Here is a 17,099-nt window from a genome sequence, read left to right as displayed (position 1 = left end):
GGAAACCGTACGTGACTCCTTCAGCTCCGCCGCGCCTGCTCGGCGCGGCCTCTGCCAGGAGACGCTAGGGGCTCTACGGGCCGGGACCGGTCCGACATCTGCCCAGCTCGCGGTCGGATTGGTGACCCGGCGTGGCGGCTGGACGGCGCAGCGTGCACACCCTCGCCGTCACCCGCGGTGGTGCAGGCCGCACTCCACGAAGTCGGCGACGCGGGTGAAGCCCAGCCGCTCGTACAGCCGCAGCGCCGCCGGGTTGTCGGCCCGCACGTTGAGGGTGACGTGGTCGACGCTGCCGGCCAACCGGGCGCAGAGCGCGGCCACCGCGGCGCCGGCCAGGCCGCGTCCCCGCACCCGCGGGTGGGTGGTGACGTTGCCCAGCGCGGCCACCCGGAACGTCGGCGACCAGACGTGCACCCCGGCCACGGCGACCAGCTCCCCGGCCACGCGGACGCCGACGTACTGGCCGGTGTCGAGCATCCGCGGGTCGAACCAGTTACCCGGGTAGGCGGTGGCGTAGAGGGTGAGCAGCTCGGGCAGGTCGGCCGGGCCGAGCACATCACCGGCCGGGGTGGCCCGGGCCAGCCGCGCCGGGTCGGTCAACGCCATCCGGTGGTGCAGCGCGGCGTCGTCGATCCGGAACCACCGCGCCAGGGTCGTGTCCAGGCCGGGGGACAGGTGCGCCCACAGCCGGGCCGGCAGCACCGGCGCGAGGTCGGTGAGCAGCTCCGCCAGCTCCGCACCGCGCTCCGGGGGCGCGAACGCCAGCAGCGTCGGCAGCGCCACCCCGTGGTAGAGCAGCGCCACCTGGTCGCCGCGGCGGAACCACGAGGTGTACGGCCAGAAGAAGTCGTCCAGGTCGCCCAACTGGTACGCGTGCAGCACCGGGTCGCGGCCCAGCAGCTCGGCCAGGACGGTCCGGTCGTGTTCGGCGCGTACGGGCATCCGACGATGATCACACAGCGCCGGTTCAGCAGTCGGGGCGGCCTCCCGGCTCGACGGGCAGGTTCTCGTGCGCCCAGCGCGCCAGGGCCTCCAGGGCAGGCAGCAGCGCCGCGCCCCGCTCGGTGAGCTGGTAGCTCACCCCCAACGGCGGCCCATCCCGCACGGTGCGGGAGACCAGCCCCACCCGGGCCAGTTCGCCGAGGCGGTCGGAGAGCACCGACTCGCTGATCCCGGGCAGTGCGCGGGTCAGTTCGGCGAAGCCGGCCGGCCCGTTGGCCAGGGTGCCCAGCAGCACGCCGTTCCACCGCTTGCCGAGGAACACGAAGGCGCGGGCGAGCCCCCCGTCGCACGTGCGTGGGGTGCCGCCGACTTCCGGCCTGACCGTCATGGGCTCAGGATACCGGCCACCCCGACAGGGAAGGAGGCTACTAAAAAGCTAGCTGCTACTGTTGCGGGAGCTACCCCTCCCATCATAGCGAGGACCCTGATGACCGACCTGATCACCCTGCACCCCGAGGCGCAGGCGCAGTTGTTCACCGACGGCCGCACCGCCAACACCTTCACCGACGAGCCCGTCACCGACGAGCAGCTGCGGGCCATCTTCGAACTCGCCAAGTACCCGCCCACCGCCGCGAACACCCAGCCCCTGCGGGTGCTCTACGTCCGCGACGGCGAGCCCCGCGAACGACTCCTCACCCACATGAACGAGGGCAACCGGGCCAAGACCGCCACCGCCCCCGTCGTCGCCGTGCTGGCCGCCGACACCGACTTCCACGAGTTCATCCCGCGGGTCTTCCCGATCCGCCCGCAGATGCGCGACGCCCTCGCCGGCGACGTACAGGGCCGCGAGCAGATGGCCCGGTTCAACGCCACCCTGCAGATCGGCTACTGGCTGCTCGCCGTCCGGGCTGCCGGACTGGCCGCCGGACCGATGGCCGGCTTCGACGCCGACGGCCTCGACAAGGAGTTCTTCGCCGACAACGGCTGGAAGTCCCTGCTCGTGGTCAACATCGGCAAGCCCGGCCCCGACGCCTGGTTCCCCCGGCTGCCCCGCCTCGACTACGACGACGTCGTCACGCACGCCTGACCCGCCGCCGGGCCGGTCAACCGCCCGCCCCAGCCAGCCGGATCAGTCGGCCAGCCACTGGTCGTAACCCAACTTGCCGACCAGGGCCAGCACCACCACCAGCAACACCACCCGCACGAAGCCGGAGCCGCGCCGCAGCGCCATCCGCGCGCCCAGCGCGGCTCCCGCGACGTTGCACACCGCCATCGCCGCGCCCAGCAGCCACCACACGTGCCCCGTGCACGCGAACACCACCAGCGCGCCCAGGTTCGTCCCGGCGTTGACCACCTTTGCCATCGCCGAACCATGCACGAAGTCCGCACCCACCAACGCGGTGAACGCCAACACCAGGAACGTGCCCGTACCCGGACCGATCAACCCGTCGTACAGGGCGATGCCCAGCCCGGCCACCGCCACCGCCGCGGCCACCCGGGCCCGGGTCCGCCGCGCCGGCAGCGCCACCACCCCCAACCGGGGCCGCGCCAGCACGAACAGCGCCACCGACACCAGCACCACCAGCACCACCGGCCGGTACGCCCCCGCCGGCACCGCCCCCGCCAGCGCCGCACCCAGCCCGGCGGTCAGCACCGCCAGGCCGGCCGACGGCCCCGCCACCGCCCAGTCCAACTTCGTCCGCCGCGCGTACGTCACCGCCGCCGTCGACGTGCCGAAGATCGCCGCCAGCTTGTTCGTGCCCAACGCCGTCGCCACCGGCACCCCCGGCGCGGCGACCAGCAGCGCCGGCAACAGCAACAGGCCACCCCCACCGACCACCGCGTCCACCCAGCCCGCCATGGCGGCCGCGGTCAGCAGGGTGGTCAGCGACAAGGGGTCCACGGGCGGCCATTCTGCCCACCCCCGGCCGACCGGCGAGACCACCTGTGGCCAGCCTCACCGCCCGGCAGGAAGCCTCACCGGCCCCGCCGCCGCCGCAACCACAGACCGGCCGACGCCACCGCCACGAATACCAGCACCGAACACACCAACGCCTTGAGCACCCGGCAACCCTGGCATGGAGACGTAGGGTGTGCACGTGCGCCTGGCCACCTTCAACCTGCTGCACGGGCGATCCCTCACCGACGGACTCGTCGACCCCGACCGGCTCACCGCCGCCGTCACCGCCCTCGACGCCGACATCCTCGCCCTGCAGGAAGTCGACCGCGACCAGTCCCGCAGCGGCAACCTCGACCTCACCGCCATCGCCGCCCGTGCCCTCGGCGCCCCCGAACACCGCTTCGCCGCCGCCGTCGTCGGCACCCCCGGCGAACAGTTCCGCCCCCTGACCCACGACGACGACGGCCACGGCGAACCCTGCTACGGCATCGGCCTGATCAGCCGCCACCCCGTCCGCTCCTGGCAGGTCACCCGGCTACGACCCGCCCCCGTACGATCCCCGATCTACGTCCCCGGCCCCGGCGGCGGGCTCATCCTGCTGCGCGACGAACCCCGCGTCGTCCTCGCCGCCGTCCTGGACACCCCACACGGCCCGCTCACCGTCGCCGCCACCCACCTGTCCTTCGTCCCCGGCTGGAACATCCTCCAACTGCGCCGCGTCGTACGCGCCCTGCGCGCGCTGCCCGCCCCGCGGATCCTCCTCGGCGACCTCAACCTGCCCGCCGGACCCGCCGCGCTGCTGACCCGGTGGCGGCCGCTGGGCCGCCGCCCCACCTACCCGGCCGGGCAACCCCGCGTCCAACTCGACCACATCCTCGCCGACCGGCAGGGCCTCGACCGGCTCCCACCCGTCACCGCCGTCGACACCCCGCTGTCGGCCATCTCCGACCACCGGCCCCTCATCGTCGACCTCGGCTGACCGGCACCCACGCCGCACCACGGCCGGCGGCGACCCCCGCCACGGACAGCGCCGCGGCTCAGCCCATCCCGGCGGCCCGCTGAGCCGCCCGCACCGCGTTGCGGAACAACATGGCCACCGTCGTCGGCCCCACCCCGCCGACCCGCGGCGTGATCGCCCCTGCCACCTCGGCGCACGACTCGTCGACGTCCGGCAGCAACCGCCGCCCCTCGTACCGCACCCCGCCGCCGACCACCACCGCGCCGGGGCGCACATGCTCCGGCTGGATGATCCCCGGCACCCCGGCCGCCGCCACCAGGATCTCCGCCCGCCGGGTGTACCGCGGCCAGTCCGCCACCCCGGTGTGCACCACCGTCACCGCCGCGTTCGCCGTGGGCCGCTTCTGCGCCAGCAACATCGCCAACGGCCGACCCAACGTGGCCCCCCGACCCAGGATCACCACCTCCCGGCCCGACACCGGCACCCCGTGGAACGCCAGCAACGCCTCGATTCCCGCCGGCGTACACGGCAACGGCCCCGGCAGACCCAACGCCAGCCGGCCCATGTTCACCGGGTGCATCCCGTCGACGTCGGAGTCCGGATCCAGCACCTGCAACGCCCGGTCGTAGTCCAGATGCCCCGGGATCGGATACTGCACCAACACCCCGTGCACATCGGAGTCCGCGTTGAAATCCTCCAACACCCGGTGTAGATCCGCCTGCGACGCCGACGCCGGCAGGTGCACGTGCGGGGACGCGAACCCCAGCTCCGCCGCCTGCCGCTGCTTGATCCGGATGTACCCGGCACTGGCGTCGTCGTCGCCCACCAGCACCGTCGCCAACGTCGGCGTCACCCCCGCCGCGCGCAGCGCCAGCACGCCCTCGGCGACCTCCGCCAACACCTGCTCCGCCACCGGGCCACCGGACAGAATCCGGGCCGTCGTACCCGTAGAAGACATGGCTCACCCCGACCGCGGAGGCCCAGGCGGTCGACCTCCGCGACGAGCTCCCCGATGGTTACTGCCATCCCCGGTGCCGCCAGTCGCGTCAGCGCTCAGCCTGCCACATCCCAACCGCCGACCGCAGCCGCCACCGCCCACCACTCCGGCAACGACGCCACCACCTCGTCCGCCCGCCGCCGCCGCTGCGCCGCCGACGCCACCCCCAGATCCGCCACCGCCGCCTCGAACGCCGGCCGCAACGCCACCTCCCGCCCCGGCGCGTCCGCCGCCAGGACCGCGTGACACCGCGCGTACGTCGCCACGATCCAGAACATCGCCTCCCGGTGCCGGCCCGCCGCGATCAACTCGGCGCTGCCGTCCACCACCACGGCCCGGGCCGCCGGGCTGATGTCCGCGCCGAAGAAGAATTCCGTACGCCGCACCCGCGCCGCCTCGTCGAACGTGGCCGCCAACCCGGCCAGGTGCGCCCGCACCCGATCCGGACCCACCCCGCCACCGTCCAGCGACGCCAGCAGCTCCGGAAACCGGTCGCCCAACCCGTACGCCGCCAGCACCTCCCCGGCCAACACATACCGCCGGCGCACCGTCGGATCCCGCAGCGCCGCCACCACCGGCAGCAACGCCAGGACCGACGTGGGAAACAACCACGCCGTAACCTGCTCGTGCAGCGGCGCCGACGCGTCCAGCACCCGCAACCCGCCCGCCACCCGACGGCGCACTCCCGCGCACCGCCGCCGCACCCACTCCGGATCCGCGAACCCCGCCGCAACCCGCTCCCGCACCACCGCCAACCGCCCCGTCGGATCCAGGATCACCGTGTCCGTGCGGAAACACGGCGCGAACACCCACGACCCCAGCACATCCTCCGGCGACCCCAGGTCCTCCCAGGTCAGCGCCGTGACCTCCAGCAGCACACCACGGTGGCGGAACTTGCCCACCTTCGCCGCAGGCTCGTCACGCACCACCACCACGTCCACGTCCGACGACCCCGGCAGTACCGCATCATCCGGCACCCCCGCCGTCGACCCGCTGAAGAACGCGCCCCGCACACCCGGCTCCCGCCGCGCGTGCTCCCGCACCCACTCCATCGCCACCGCCCGCGCCGCACCCACCCGCATCCGACGATCCTGCCACCACGTCGACCGCCGGCCGCGACCGGGCGCGGGCCGTAGGCCGGCCCGTCGATGGGCGGACCCGCAGCCGCCGCCTGTGCCTGGCGACGCCGTCGGGCTGAGGCGACGGTCAAGACGCGAGGCAGGTCGGATCCGCGTAGACAATGAGGTAGATGCCGGACGGGCTCGCGACCGACCACCGCGGCGACGGTGAGCGGTCGGCCGTGCTGGGCCGCACGTCCACGCGCTGCGCCGGGTCCGACCGGACCACCAGGCGGCTGGGCACGTCCCGTACGCTGCGGCACCAACTGAGGAACCCGCCCCCGTCGATCGTCGGCGGCTGGTCCGGAACCTCCGTGTACCGCCAGCCCGCGTCGCGGGCCGCCGGGTCGAAGGTGCGACGCAGCTCCGCCTCACCGTGGTCCCGATCCGACCGCCAGGACAGGGAGACCGAGGTGTTCGAGGCGTCCTCGCGGCTGATCCGGTGGCAGCCATGGCTACGCACCACGTCGCGCACCCGCCGGGCACCCGCCGGCGTCACCGCCAGGACCGGGTCGGCCGCGTACGCGTCAAGCAGCTCGTCCTCGTGCGCCGGTGCGGTGCAGCCGGACACCCGGAGCCCGAGCCGGCCCTCCGCCGCGCACCCGGCGACGGTGACCGCGAGCAGTACGGCGACGGACGCCGCCGCGGCTCTTCCCATGGCCGCAACATAGTCGCCCCGTCGCATCCGACTGCCCCGTCAGCAGTGGTCGCTGTCCCGTGACACCCCCGGCACCCGACCCGAGCGGCCGAGACGCCCCGTCCGCCGGCAACCCGCCGATACCCTGGCTGCCGGGACCGACGCCGGCCCCACCGCACGCGTTCGGTCGAAGCAGGAGGACGGCAGCATGAGGGACACCGAACGAGAGGCCGAGCTGCTCGACGCGGAACACCGCCTCCAGGCCGCCCAGCGGACGGGAGACGTCACCGCGCTCGACCAGCTGCTCCACGACGACCTGATCGCCATCGGCCCGGACGGGGCCCGGCACACCAAGCACGACGACCTGGCCGCCCACCGCGACGGCACCTCCGTCATCGAGGAACTGGTGCAGGAGCAGTTGGAGCTGCTCGTCGCCGGAACCACCGGGGTGACCTTTCTCCTCGGCCGGGTAGCGGGCACCTTCGACGGCGCACCGTTCGCGGCGCGACTGCGCTACACCCGGACCTGGACGTACCACGACGAGCAGGGCTGGCGGATCCTGGCCGCGCACATCAGCCCCGCGCTCCCGCCCGCCTGACACCGTCAAGCCGGAGACTGGCCCACCGGACCGCCAGCACGCCCACCCGCCAGCCCGGCCAGCGCGCGGTTCGTCCGGTTCGACCGCACCGCCGCCCGCTGCTGGCCCGCCGTCACCTCGATGTACGTCTGCGACGACGCCAACGACGCGTGCCCCAGCAACCGCATGATCTCCGCCGCGCTCGCCCCGTCCTCCGCCAACCGGGTCGCGAACGTGTGCCGCAACGCGTGCAGCCGCGCCCCACGCGGCACCCGGTCACCGATGCCCGCCCGCCGGTAGCAGGACTCCACCAGGTACTGCAGGCCACCCCGGCGCAGCGGCTCACCCCGCCGGTCCACCAGCAGCGGCGAGTCCGGGCGTACGCTGCGCGCGCCGAAGCGGCGACGGCGACTGTCCAGGTAGTCGGCCAGCACCCGGTCCAGGCCCGCCTCGATCGGCACCGTACGGGGGCGCCCGCCCTTGCCGGCCACGTCCACCCGCCGCTCACCCTCCCGACCGGCCAGCGACGCCACCCGCAGCGCCAGCAGCTCCGACAGGCGCAGCCCGGCGCAGAGCGCCAGCGCCAGCGCCGCCAGGTCCCGCTCCGGCCACGGGTCGCGCTGCCGGCCGTCCTCGCGGGCGACCGCGGCCAGCAACTCCTCCGGGGTGTCCTCGCCGCGCAGCGGCTTCGGCTGGAGGAGCGGTGTGCGGGGCCGACCGACCGCCGGCATCGGGTTCCCGGGTACGACCCCTTCGGCGACCAGGAAGGTGAAGAAGCTGTTCCAGGTGGACCAGGCGCGGTGGACGGAGGCGGCGGCGCGGGGAGCGGCGAACCGGGCGAACGCCGCCCGCATGACGCTGGGGGAGAGGGCGGTGATCGGCAGCTGGTCGAGGGGGAGGGAAGTGGCCTTGTCCGGGACCAGGGTCGCCACGGTGGTCAGGTCCCGCCGGTACGCCGCGAGAGTGTGCGGGGAAGGCTTGCGGGTGGCCCGGTCGGTCAGGAACTCCTCGATCAACCGCCCTACCGAATCACCCGCTTTGTCATGCATAAGGGATATTATGCATGACTTTCGCGTTTCCGGCCATCCCCGGGGATGCGGGGGAGCGCGTCGTCCCCCGCATCCCGAGCCGGCGCCCGCCGCACCCTGGATTCGGCGCCGCAGCAGTCCCGGGAGGCGTTGCTGGCGGTCGAGGACGCGGGGCGTACCGCGATGGTGGAGCTGCGGCACGTCATGGGTCTGCTCACCGGTGCGGCGGAGGAGGGGCCGGACCTGGCGCCGCAGCCGGGCCTGGAGCAGGTGGCGACGCTGGTCGGTCGAGCTGTCGGTCACCGGCGCGCCCCGGCCGGTGTCCGCCGGGGAGGCGTTGGCCGCGTACCGGGTGGTGCAGGAGGCGCTAACGAACATCGTCAAGCATGCATCGGGTGCGTCGGCGTCGGTGGTGGTGCACTACGGTGACGACGAGCTGCGGGTGGAGGTCACCGACACCGGCGGCCGGCCCACCGGGGAGGGCTGCTCCGGGCGGGGGCTGCTCGGCCTGCGTGAGCGGCTGGCGGTGTACGGGGGCACGTTGCGCGCCGGGCCGCTGCTGAGCGCGGACGGTTACCGGGTCAGCGCCGTGATACCGCTGGGTGCGTCGTGAGCGCGGGTGCGCCGCGGGTGGCGATCGCCGACGACCAGAACCTGGTGCGGGCCGGGTTCCGGATGATCCTCAATTCGGACGGCATCGAGGTGGTGGCGGAGGCGGTGAACGGCGTGGAGGCCGCCCAGGCGGTGCGGCGTACCCGTCCCGACGTGCCTGGTGGCACGCGGGCACACCAACGCGGAGCTGGCCGGGCAGCTGCACCTGTCGGAGGCGACGGTGAAGACGCATGTGGCGCGGATCCTCGGCAAGCTGGGGCTGCGCGACCGCGTCCAGGCGGTCATCGTCGCGTGCGAGACGGGCCTGGTGGGTCCCTCCGGGCCGGAGCCGGGGTCGCTTCCCCGGGAGGGCCCCACCAGGTTGACTTTACATAATGTACATTATCGAATCTGGAGTAGGACGAGTTCGGACAGATGAGAGAACTCGCGCTTCGGGAGGAGCTTGTCCGTGGTGAAGACCAGCAGGATCTGTTCAGCCAGCCGCCCACGTGGTTCGGCGCCGCCGTCAGCTGAGCGCGCAGTTGTGGCTCGAAAGGGCGGGACCTGTCTCCGGCCGAGTTCGGCGCGGTCGGGTGCCGTACCCCGCCAGCTCGACGCCCCCCGCGAAGTAAGCCGACCACAGCAAGATCAACCTCAGCGCCAACCACGGTTCCATTGATTCCTCGGGGCCGTAATCCTTCTCACCACGGTGAGCCACCGTTGCCGCCGGTCGTCGCTCGAGATCTTGTCACCTACCACCCGCTGTAACGGACGTGGTCGTTCCCCACCTTGCTCTGATCGGCAAGGTGGGGAACGACCACCCGATAGGTCTGGGTCTCCCCCGCCATGCGCATCAACGGCGGCGCGGTGACCATGGCAACCTGGTGGAGAACCGGCGCCAGCCGTGGATCTGGCACCAATTCGGTGCGGAACGTCAGCCCCGACTGCCATCACTGTCCGTAGATGCCAACGGCGAGTCGCTGGGCCGGGCGGGTGGATCTGCCGATGACCGTGTGTCGTGAGCCTGCACCGAAGTCGAGCCGTCCGCCGGAGAGGATGTCGACGGTCATGATCCTGAAGGGGGTGCGCAAGCTACTGCCGCCTGCCGCCTGCTGACTGACGTGACGAGCGATCAGCGACGTCGCTGCGCCGCGTCAAGCAGGGCGGGCGGCGTGTCGTACTTCTCGTGTGCGGCGAGGTCGACGCCGGGAGCGACGATCGCGTCGATCGCGTCGAGCACGTCGGCGGAGAGCACGGTGTCTGCGGCGGCGAGCTGAGAGTGCAAGTGCTCCATAGTGCGGGGGCCGATGATCGCGCTGGTCACGGCGGGGTGCGCGGTGACGAATCCGAGTGCGAGCTGAATCATGGTCAGGTCGGCCTCGTCGGCGACTTTGGCCAGTTGCTCGACGGCATCGAGCCTGGCCCGGTTGGCGGGGATGGCGGTGTCGAAGCGTTGCGGCATGAACGTCGAGCGGCTGGTGGTGATTTCCTGGCCCTCGCGGATCGCGCCGGACAGCCAGCCCGAGGCCAGGGGGCTCCATGCCAGCACACCGAGCCCGTACTGCTCGGTCACGGGCAGCACGTGGGTCTCGATCCCGCGCTGCAGGATCGAGTAGCTGGGCTGTTCGGTGACGTAACGGCTCAGATGGTTGTCCCGGGCGGCCCATTGGGCTTGCACGAGGCGGTACGCCGGGAAAGTCGAGGATCCGAAGTACCGAATCTTTCCCGCGCGCTGCAGGTCGGTCAATGCCGACAGCGTCTCCTCGTCGCTGGTGTTCGGGTCCCACCGGTGGAGCTGGTAGAGATCAACGTGGTCGACACCGAGACGGCGCAGGCTGTTGTCCAACTCGGTGACCAACCAGCGGCGCGAACTGCCCTGATGGTTGCGCTCGTCGCCCATTGGCATGCTCGCCTTCGTGGCCAGCACGATGTCGTCGCGGCGGCCGGCGATGGCCTTGCCGACCATCTCCTCTGACTCGCCCTGGCTGTACATGTCGGCGTGTCTATGAGGTTGATCCCCGCCTCCAGGGCGGCGTCGACCATGGCGGTGACCTCGTTCTGGGTGGTACGTCCCAGACTGCCGAAGTTCATCGCGCCGAGCACGATGGTGCTGACCTGCACACCGGTGCGGCCCAACGTGCGGTACTGCATGACTGTTCCTCCTTGGGAGGGGAAGCGAGTTTGCGATGGGTGGCTTGGTTTTGGCCCGCCTGTTCTGGCATCCTGGACAAGCGGAGCAATGTTCCGTTAAGCAGCATACGGAACACGGTTCCGTTTGCCAAGTGGAGTGACGGAGGTAGCGGCGCAGTGGTCGACATCGACAGCGGATCAGGGTCGTCAGCCCCGCGGAAGCGGGCCGACGCCCGCCGTAACGAGGAGACACTGCTGAACGCGGCCGCCGCGGCTTTCATCACGTCCGGCGTCGATGTACCTGTGCGCGACATCGCCGCGAAGGCCGGCGTTGGCGTTGGCACGATCTACCGCCACTTCCCGACGCGAGCCGATCTCATCGTCGCCGTCTACCGACACCAGATCGAGGCGTGCGCTGAGGCCGGTCCGACACTCCTGGCGAACAGCAGCACACCGCACGTCGCACTGGCGCGTTGGATCAACCTCTTCGTCGACTTCCTGGTCACCAAGCACGGCCTCGCCGAGGCGTTGCAGTCCGACGATGCCGCCTTCGAGACTCTGCACGCCTATTTCCTCGACCGCCTCGTCCCCGTGTGCGCCCAACTGCTCGACGCTGCTGCCACGACGGGCGAGATTCTCCCCGACATGGATGCCTACGAACTGCTGCGTGGCGTCGGCAATCTCTGTATCGGCGCGGACAACAACCCCCGCTACGACGCGCGTCGCATGGTCGGACTCGTCATCGCAGGACTGCGCCTCCACTAGTTCAATGCCGCCGAAGTAGCCGAGCACGGACCGGGCTGAGGATCGCCATGAGATAGGTGACCTGGCTGCGATCCTCAGCCGCGCAGCCAGGGCCGGGTCCTTCGTGTGCGGCTGAGGGCCGCGGTCAGGTGCCGACGTAGGCCGCGAGGTGCTCGCCGGTGAGGGTAGGGCGGGTGGCGACGAGGTCGGCGGGTGTGCCCTCGAAGACGATCCGGCCGCCGTCGTGGCCGGCTCCGGGTCCGAGGTCGATGATCCAGTCGGCGTGCGCCATGACCGCCTGGTGGTGCTCGATGACGATGACCGACTTGCCGGAGTCGACGAGCCGGTCGAGCAGGCCGAGCAGCTGCTCGACGTCGGCGAGGTGCAAACCCGCGGTCGGCTCGTCGAGGACGTAGACGTCGCCCTTCTCGGCCATGCGGGTGGCCAGCTTGAGCCGCTGCCGCTCGCCGCCGGACAGCGTGGTGAGCGGCTGGCCGAGGGTGAGGTAGCCGAGCCCGACGTCGGCGAGCCGGTGGAGGATGGCGTGCGCGGCCGGGGTGCGCGCCTCGCCGGCGCCGAAGAACTCCTCGGCCTCCGTGACCGACATCGCGAGCACCTCGCTGATGTCGCGGCCGCCGAGGTGGTATTCCAGCACCGATGCCTGGAACCGCTTCCCCTCGCACTCCTCGCAGGTGATGGCGACGCCGGCCATCACCGCCAGGTCGGTGTAGATGACGCCCGCGCCGTTGCAGGTGGGGCAGGCGCCCTCGGAGTTGGCGCTGAACAGCGCCGGCTTCACGCCGTTGGCCTTCGCGAACGCCTTGCGGATCGGGTCGAGCAGTCCGGTGTACGTCGCCGGGTTGCTCCGTCGCGAGCCGCGGATCGCGCCCTGGTCGATCGACACCACATCCTCGCCGGCGGGGATCGACCCGTGCACGAGGGAGCTCTTGCCGGAGCCCGCCACACCGGTGATCACGCAGAGCACCCCGAGCGGGATGTCGACGTCGACGTCCTGCAGGTTGTTGGTGGTGGCGCCGCGGATCTCCAGCGTGCCGGTGGGCGTCCGCACCGTCTCCTTGAGGGCGGCGCGGTCGTCGAGGTGGCGGCCGGTGATGGTGCCGCTGGCCCGCAGCCCCTCGACGGTGCCCTCGTAGCAGACGGTGCCGCCCGCCGTGCCGGCGCCGGGGCCGAGGTCGACGACGTGGTCGGCGATCGCGATCGTCTCGGGCTTGTGCTCCACGACGAGCACGGTGTTGCCCTTGTCCCGCAGTTGCAGCAGCAGGTCGTTCATCCGCTCGATGTCATGGGGGTGCAGGCCGATCGTGGGCTCGTCGAAGACGTAGGTGACGTCGGTGAGCGACGAGCCGAGGTGGCGGATCATCTTGGTGCGCTGTGCCTCTCCCCCGGACAGGGTGCCCGACGGCCGGTCGAGCGAGAGGTATCCCAGGCCGATCTCCGCGAACGAGTCGAGGAGGTGTTGCAGCCCGGTGAGCAACGGGGCCACCGACGGCTCGTTGAGCCCCCGGACCCAGTCGCCCAGGTCGCTGATCTGCATCGAGCAGACGTCGGCGATGTTCTTCCCCTTGATCTTCGACGACCGGGCCTCCGTGCTGACTCGGCTGCCGTCGCACTCGGGACAGGTCGTGAACGTCACCGCCCGCTCCACGAAGGCGCGGATGTGCGGCTGCAGCGCGTCGACGTCCTTGGACAGGAACGACTTCTGGATCTTCGGGATCAGCCCCTCGTACGTCAGGTTGATCCCGTCGACCTTGATCTTGGTCGGCTCCTTGTGGAGCAGGTCGTGCAGTTCCTTCTTGGTGTACTTGCCGATCGGCTTGTCCGGGTCGAAGAAGCCGCAGCCGCGGAAGATGCGGCCGTACCAACCGTCCATGCTGTAGCCGGGGATCGTGAGTGCGCCCTCGTTGAGCGACAGGCTGTCGTCGTACAGCGCGGACAGGTCGAAGTCGGTGACCGAGCCCATGCCCTCGCAGCGCGGACACATGCCGCCGAGACGGGTGAAGGTCGCCTTCTCGGTCTTCGTCTTGCCGGCGCCGCGCTCAACGGTGATCGCACCGCTGGCCTTCACCGAAGGGACGTTGAACGAGTACGCATTGGGCGAGCCGATGTGCGGCTTCGCGAGCCGACTGAACAGGATGCGCAGCATCGCGTTGGCGTCGGTGGCGGTGCCGACGGTGGAGCGGGGGTTGGAGCCCATCCGCTCCTGGTCGACGATGATCGCCGTCGTCAGGCCGTCCAGTACGTCGACCTCCGGCCGCGACAGCGTCGGCATGAAGCCCTGCACGAAGGTGCTGTAGGTCTCGTTGATCATCCGTTGCGACTCCGCGGCGATCGTGCCGAACACCAGCGAGCTCTTGCCCGAGCCGGAGACGCCGGTGAACACCGTCAGCCGGCGCTTCGGGAGCTCGACGCTGACGTCCTTGAGGTTGTTCGCGCGCGCGCCCTGCACGCGGATCAGGTCGTGGCTGTCGGCAGCGTGCAGCGCCGGCGGCTGGGTGTCCGTCCTCGTGGCCGTGCTCATCGTGTCTCCATCTGTGATGCGGAACCGCCTTCGCGGTATCCGTCGGCGTCGCCTGGCTCGATCTGACCAGCTTCGAACAGTACGTCTGGTACTGGATCGTCGGCGCGGTCGCTGTCCACCTGATCGGCGGTGTCGGCCGGGGTGGCGCGACGGCCGTCCGGCTGATGCCGCTCGGTGTCGCGACGACGCCGAGCGCGGGAGGCGGGGGGGCGCCGCTCAGCGGTCCTGGAGCAGCCCGAGGACGTTGTCATCGGGATCGGTGACGGTGGCCACCAGGCGGCCGCCACCGACGTCGCGCACGGGCTCCTTCACGGTGGCACCCGCGGCGGTCACCTCGGCCAGCTTCGCCTCGATGTCCGGCACGTGCCAGTAGGCCACCGGTGCGGTCATGCCGTGCGGTCCACCGCCCGGCACCAGCCCGATGTGCTGGCCCTCGGCCTCGAAGCCGACGTAGTAGGACTCGTCGGTCTGCGGCGGTACGCCGAGCAGGGCGGCGTACACCTCCTTGGCCGCCGCCAGGTCGGAGACGGGATGCAGCACGGTCTTGATTCCCTGGGTGGAAGAGCCGGTCATGGTCACTCCTGACGTCGTGGGTCTGGTCGGTGTTGTCTGGTTTGAAGACGAACGGGAAGTCCGGAAATCGACAGCCCGATCGCCCCTGATGGGGATCTCGCCGCTGGCCGTTCTGCTTAGCCGGGCCCATCTCCCAAGGGAAGGTCAGTCAGGCTTGCGGTCGCCAGGACGGCTCAGCGCAGCTCCTGGATGCGGATCAGGTTGCCGGCGGGATCGCGGAAGGCGCAGTCGCGGATGCCGTACGGCTGCTCGATCGGCTCCTGGACGACCTCGGCGTCGCCGGCTTGCAGCTTCTCGAAGGTGCCGTCGAGGTCTTTGGTGCCCAGCAGGATCCAGCCGTAGGTGCCCTTGGCCATCATCTCGGCGATCGTGCGGCGCTCGTCGTCGGTGACGCCGGGGTCGGCGGCCGGCGGCGCCAGCAGGATGGACGTGCCGGGCTGGTCGACGGGGCCGACCGTGATCCAACGCATCGTGCCCTGTCCGACGTCGCTGCGGACCTCGAAGCCGAGGACGTCGCGATAGAAGGCCAGGGAGGCGTCCGGGTCGACGTGCGGGAGGAAGGTCGTGTGAATGGTGATGTCCATGGCGATCAGGCTAGGTGCGCCTCGGGGGCCGGCGCTTCTCGATTCCTGACCGGTCTGGTCACCTGTTTCGCCACGCACGGCGGCATCCCCGCCGTCGCGCTCGCCGCCTGGTGCCGATAGACGCTGGGCGGCACACCGACCAGCTCGGTGAAGCGACTGCTGAAGGTGCCCAGCGACGCACAGCCGACCGCGAAACAGACCTCGGTGACGCTGAGGTCGCCACGACGCAGCAGCGTCATCGCCCGCTCGATGCGCCGCGTCATCAGATAGGCGTACGGCGACTCGCCGTAGGCGCGCCGGAACTCGCGGCTGAGGTGCCCGGCCGACATGTTCGCGCCGCGGGCGAGCGCCTCGACGTCCAGCGGCTGCGCGTACTCCCGGTCGATCCGGTCGCGGACGCGGCGCAGCCGCGCGAGGTCGCGCAGGTGCTGCGCCGCCGCGGGTCTGCTGGTCACCTGCGAATCGTACGTCGCGCCGGAGTTGCCCAGCGCCGCTGGCGGCCCACCCCACTTCGCGGGGACGCGCGGCCCGACCGCGCAGGTCGCGCGCGACCTGCGCGGGTTCGTCGCCAGCCACGAGGGCATGAAGCTCAGTCTGCGGTGAGCGGCAGCTCGACCGGCTCGGCCGCCGCGCCGGCCGGGGCGGAATGCGGCGGCGCGGGGAGGGCCGGCAGTCGCGAGTGCCGGTGGTTGCGCACGGCGACCTCGCAGGTCACGAGGCGGATCGGCGGGGGCGGTGCGGTGAACGGTCCCGGCCCCCAGCGCACCCAGAGCGCGACCCGGCCGGCGTCGACCTCGGCGAGCAGCTTTTCCACGGTGCGCCGGCGGTCGGTGCGGTCCACCTCGATCACGACGGGGCGGCCGACGGGACGAGCGCAGGCGACGTCCACGACCGAGTGCCGGCTCTGGTACGGGGCGGGCAGCGGGACGACACTCGCGGCGCGCCGGTACACCCGGAAGCCCTGGGCCTCACCCCACGCGGCGACCGCGTCGACGAGCAGCGCGGTGACCTCGTCGGTCGACCGGTCCACGAACGTGAGCCGGTCCAGGTGCGCCGCCAGCGAGGCGGCGAGTGCGTCGTCGTTCACGGTCCGCCCCGGTTGCCGCCCGGGACGACCAGCCCGGTCTCGTAGGCGACGACGAACGCCTGCGTCCGGTCCCGCAAGCCGAGCTTGCCCAGCAGTCGGCTCACGTGCGTCTTCACGGTCTCGTCGCTGACCACGAGCCGCTCGGCGACCTCCGGGTTGGACAGGCCCTCGGCGAGCAGTCGCAGCACCTCGGTCTCCCGCGGGGTGAGCACGCCGAGCGGAGCCGGGTGCCGGGGCGGCCGTGGACGCAGCCGCGCGAACTCCCCGATCAGCCGCCGGGTCACCGTCGGCGCGAGGAGCGCCTCGCCGGCCGCGACGACCCGGACGGCGTCGAACAGCCGCTCGGCGGTGACGTCCTTGAGGAGGAAGCCGCTCGCCCCGGCGCCGAGGGCATCGTAGACGTGCTCGTCCAGGTCGAACGTGGTGAGGATGAGGATCCGGGGGCCGTCGTCGGCGGCCAGGTGCCGGGTGGCCTCGATGCCGTCCATCACCGGCATGCGCACGTCCATGAGGACCACGTCGGGCCGCCGCTCCCGGCACACCCGCACCGCCTCGGCGCCGTCGGCGGCGCTGCCCACCACGGTGAGGTCCGGCTGCATGTCGAGGAGCGCGGCGAAGCCGGCCCGGACGACCTCCTGGTCGTCGGCGACGACGACCCGCACCGGCCCGCTCATGCCGTCACCTCCGCTTCGCT

At 71.8% G+C, this 17,099-nt stretch carries 18 protein-coding genes, 2 pseudogenes and 1 riboswitch; of the genes and pseudogenes, 6 read left to right on the top strand and 14 right to left on the bottom strand.

The window, feature by feature from the left end:
* Positions 1-168: 168 nt before the first annotated feature.
* Positions 169-942: a GNAT family N-acetyltransferase gene (locus tag OG799_RS10010; protein WP_406044750.1), complete on the bottom strand. Its 774-nt coding sequence runs from the start codon at positions 940-942 to the stop codon at positions 169-171.
* A gap of 25 nt (positions 943-967) precedes the next feature.
* Positions 968-1,330: a winged helix-turn-helix transcriptional regulator gene (locus OG799_RS10005; RefSeq protein WP_406044749.1), complete on the bottom strand. Its 363-nt coding sequence runs from the start codon at positions 1,328-1,330 to the stop codon at positions 968-970.
* Between the two features lie 99 nt (positions 1,331-1,429).
* Here OG799_RS10005 and OG799_RS10000 point away from each other — a divergent pair, with 99 nt between their 5' ends.
* Complete coding sequence (locus OG799_RS10000) at positions 1,430-2,029, top strand: malonic semialdehyde reductase (protein WP_406044748.1); 600 nt, start codon at positions 1,430-1,432, stop codon at positions 2,027-2,029.
* 42 nt (positions 2,030-2,071) lie between these two features.
* Here OG799_RS10000 and OG799_RS09995 read toward each other — a convergent pair whose 3' ends face one another.
* Entirely contained in the window at positions 2,072-2,845 is a 774-nt protein-coding gene (locus tag OG799_RS09995) for a sulfite exporter TauE/SafE family protein (RefSeq protein WP_406044747.1), read from the bottom strand.
* Between the two features lie 196 nt (positions 2,846-3,041).
* Here OG799_RS09995 and OG799_RS09990 point away from each other — a divergent pair, with 196 nt between their 5' ends.
* Positions 3,042-3,821, top strand: a complete 780-nt coding sequence (locus tag OG799_RS09990) for an endonuclease/exonuclease/phosphatase family protein (RefSeq protein WP_406044746.1) — start codon at positions 3,042-3,044, stop codon at positions 3,819-3,821.
* 58 nt (positions 3,822-3,879) lie between these two features.
* Here OG799_RS09990 and OG799_RS09985 read toward each other — a convergent pair whose 3' ends face one another.
* From OG799_RS09985 to OG799_RS09975, 3 genes are all read right to left on the bottom strand, one after another.
* Positions 3,880-4,758, bottom strand: coding sequence for a bifunctional 5,10-methylenetetrahydrofolate dehydrogenase/5,10-methenyltetrahydrofolate cyclohydrolase (locus tag OG799_RS09985; RefSeq protein ID WP_406044745.1), 879 nt, complete (start codon positions 4,756-4,758; stop codon positions 3,880-3,882).
* 13 nt (positions 4,759-4,771) lie between these two features.
* Positions 4,772-4,855: riboswitch (ZMP/ZTP riboswitch) on the bottom strand.
* On the bottom strand, positions 4,854-5,879 hold the full coding sequence (locus OG799_RS09980) for a hypothetical protein (RefSeq protein WP_406044744.1): 1,026 nt from the start codon (positions 5,877-5,879) through the stop codon (positions 4,854-4,856). Its footprint overlaps the riboswitch before it by 2 nt.
* Positions 5,880-6,003: 124 nt before the next feature.
* Positions 6,004-6,573: a hypothetical protein gene (locus OG799_RS09975; RefSeq protein WP_406044743.1), complete on the bottom strand. Its 570-nt coding sequence runs from the start codon at positions 6,571-6,573 to the stop codon at positions 6,004-6,006.
* A 187-nt stretch (positions 6,574-6,760) separates the two neighbouring features.
* On the opposite strand from OG799_RS09975, the gene OG799_RS09970 reads away from it, so the two are divergent.
* Positions 6,761-7,150, top strand: a complete 390-nt coding sequence (locus tag OG799_RS09970; RefSeq protein WP_406044742.1) for a nuclear transport factor 2 family protein — start codon at positions 6,761-6,763, stop codon at positions 7,148-7,150.
* 5 nt (positions 7,151-7,155) lie between these two features.
* On the opposite strand, the gene OG799_RS09965 is transcribed toward OG799_RS09970, so the two are convergent.
* Positions 7,156-8,178 carry a tyrosine-type recombinase/integrase gene (locus OG799_RS09965; protein WP_406044741.1) on the bottom strand — a complete coding sequence of 341 codons (1,023 nt, stop codon included), beginning with the start codon at positions 8,176-8,178 and terminating at the stop codon, positions 7,156-7,158.
* Positions 8,179-8,377: 199 nt separating this feature from the next.
* On the opposite strand from OG799_RS09965, the gene OG799_RS09960 reads away from it, so the two are divergent.
* Both OG799_RS09960 and OG799_RS09955 read left to right on the top strand, forming a co-directional pair.
* Positions 8,378-8,770, top strand: coding sequence for a sensor histidine kinase (locus OG799_RS09960; RefSeq protein ID WP_406044740.1), 393 nt, complete (start codon positions 8,378-8,380; stop codon positions 8,768-8,770).
* Positions 8,771-8,832: 62 nt separating this feature from the next.
* Positions 8,833-9,094: pseudogene (locus tag OG799_RS09955) on the top strand (response regulator transcription factor); the annotation flags it as partial.
* Positions 9,095-9,880: 786 nt separating this feature from the next.
* Here OG799_RS09955 and OG799_RS09950 read toward each other — a convergent pair.
* Positions 9,881-10,899 (bottom strand): annotated as a pseudogene (locus OG799_RS09950) (aldo/keto reductase).
* A gap of 156 nt (positions 10,900-11,055) precedes the next feature.
* On the opposite strand from OG799_RS09950, the gene OG799_RS09945 reads away from it, so the two are divergent.
* Positions 11,056-11,643, top strand: coding sequence for a TetR/AcrR family transcriptional regulator (locus OG799_RS09945; RefSeq protein ID WP_406044739.1), 588 nt, complete (start codon positions 11,056-11,058; stop codon positions 11,641-11,643).
* Positions 11,644-11,767: 124 nt separating this feature from the next.
* On the opposite strand, the gene OG799_RS09940 is transcribed toward OG799_RS09945, so the two are convergent.
* The 6 genes from OG799_RS09940 to OG799_RS09915 all read right to left on the bottom strand — a co-directional run bounded on the left by OG799_RS09940 (position 11,768) and on the right by OG799_RS09915 (position 17,079).
* Positions 11,768-14,161, bottom strand: a complete 2,394-nt coding sequence (locus OG799_RS09940; protein WP_406044738.1) for an ATP-binding cassette domain-containing protein — start codon at positions 14,159-14,161, stop codon at positions 11,768-11,770.
* Between the two features lie 216 nt (positions 14,162-14,377).
* Positions 14,378-14,734 (bottom strand): VOC family protein, encoded by a 357-nt coding sequence (locus tag OG799_RS09935; RefSeq protein ID WP_406044737.1) that lies wholly within the window; start codon positions 14,732-14,734, stop codon positions 14,378-14,380.
* Between the two features lie 173 nt (positions 14,735-14,907).
* Positions 14,908-15,318 (bottom strand): VOC family protein, encoded by a 411-nt coding sequence (locus tag OG799_RS09930; RefSeq protein WP_406044736.1) that lies wholly within the window; start codon positions 15,316-15,318, stop codon positions 14,908-14,910.
* Between the two features lie 5 nt (positions 15,319-15,323).
* The gene (locus OG799_RS09925; RefSeq protein WP_406044735.1) at positions 15,324-15,773 is read right to left on the bottom strand and encodes a helix-turn-helix transcriptional regulator; all 450 of its coding nucleotides are present in this window, start codon (positions 15,771-15,773) and stop codon (positions 15,324-15,326) included.
* A gap of 134 nt (positions 15,774-15,907) precedes the next feature.
* Positions 15,908-16,405, bottom strand: coding sequence for a hypothetical protein (locus tag OG799_RS09920; RefSeq protein WP_406044734.1), 498 nt, complete (start codon positions 16,403-16,405; stop codon positions 15,908-15,910).
* Positions 16,402-17,079, bottom strand: coding sequence for a response regulator (locus OG799_RS09915; RefSeq protein ID WP_406044733.1), 678 nt, complete (start codon positions 17,077-17,079; stop codon positions 16,402-16,404). Before OG799_RS09915 ends, OG799_RS09920 begins: the two co-directional genes overlap by 4 nt.
* Between the last annotated feature and the right edge of the window lie 20 nt (positions 17,080-17,099).

Origin of the sequence: Micromonospora sp. NBC_00898, assembly GCF_045207895.1 — a bacterium.
Taxonomy (GTDB): Bacteria; Actinomycetota; Actinomycetes; order Mycobacteriales; family Micromonosporaceae; genus Micromonospora.
The sequence above is the reverse complement of the archived record's forward strand: the minus strand, read 5'-3'. Positions and strand labels throughout refer to the sequence as shown.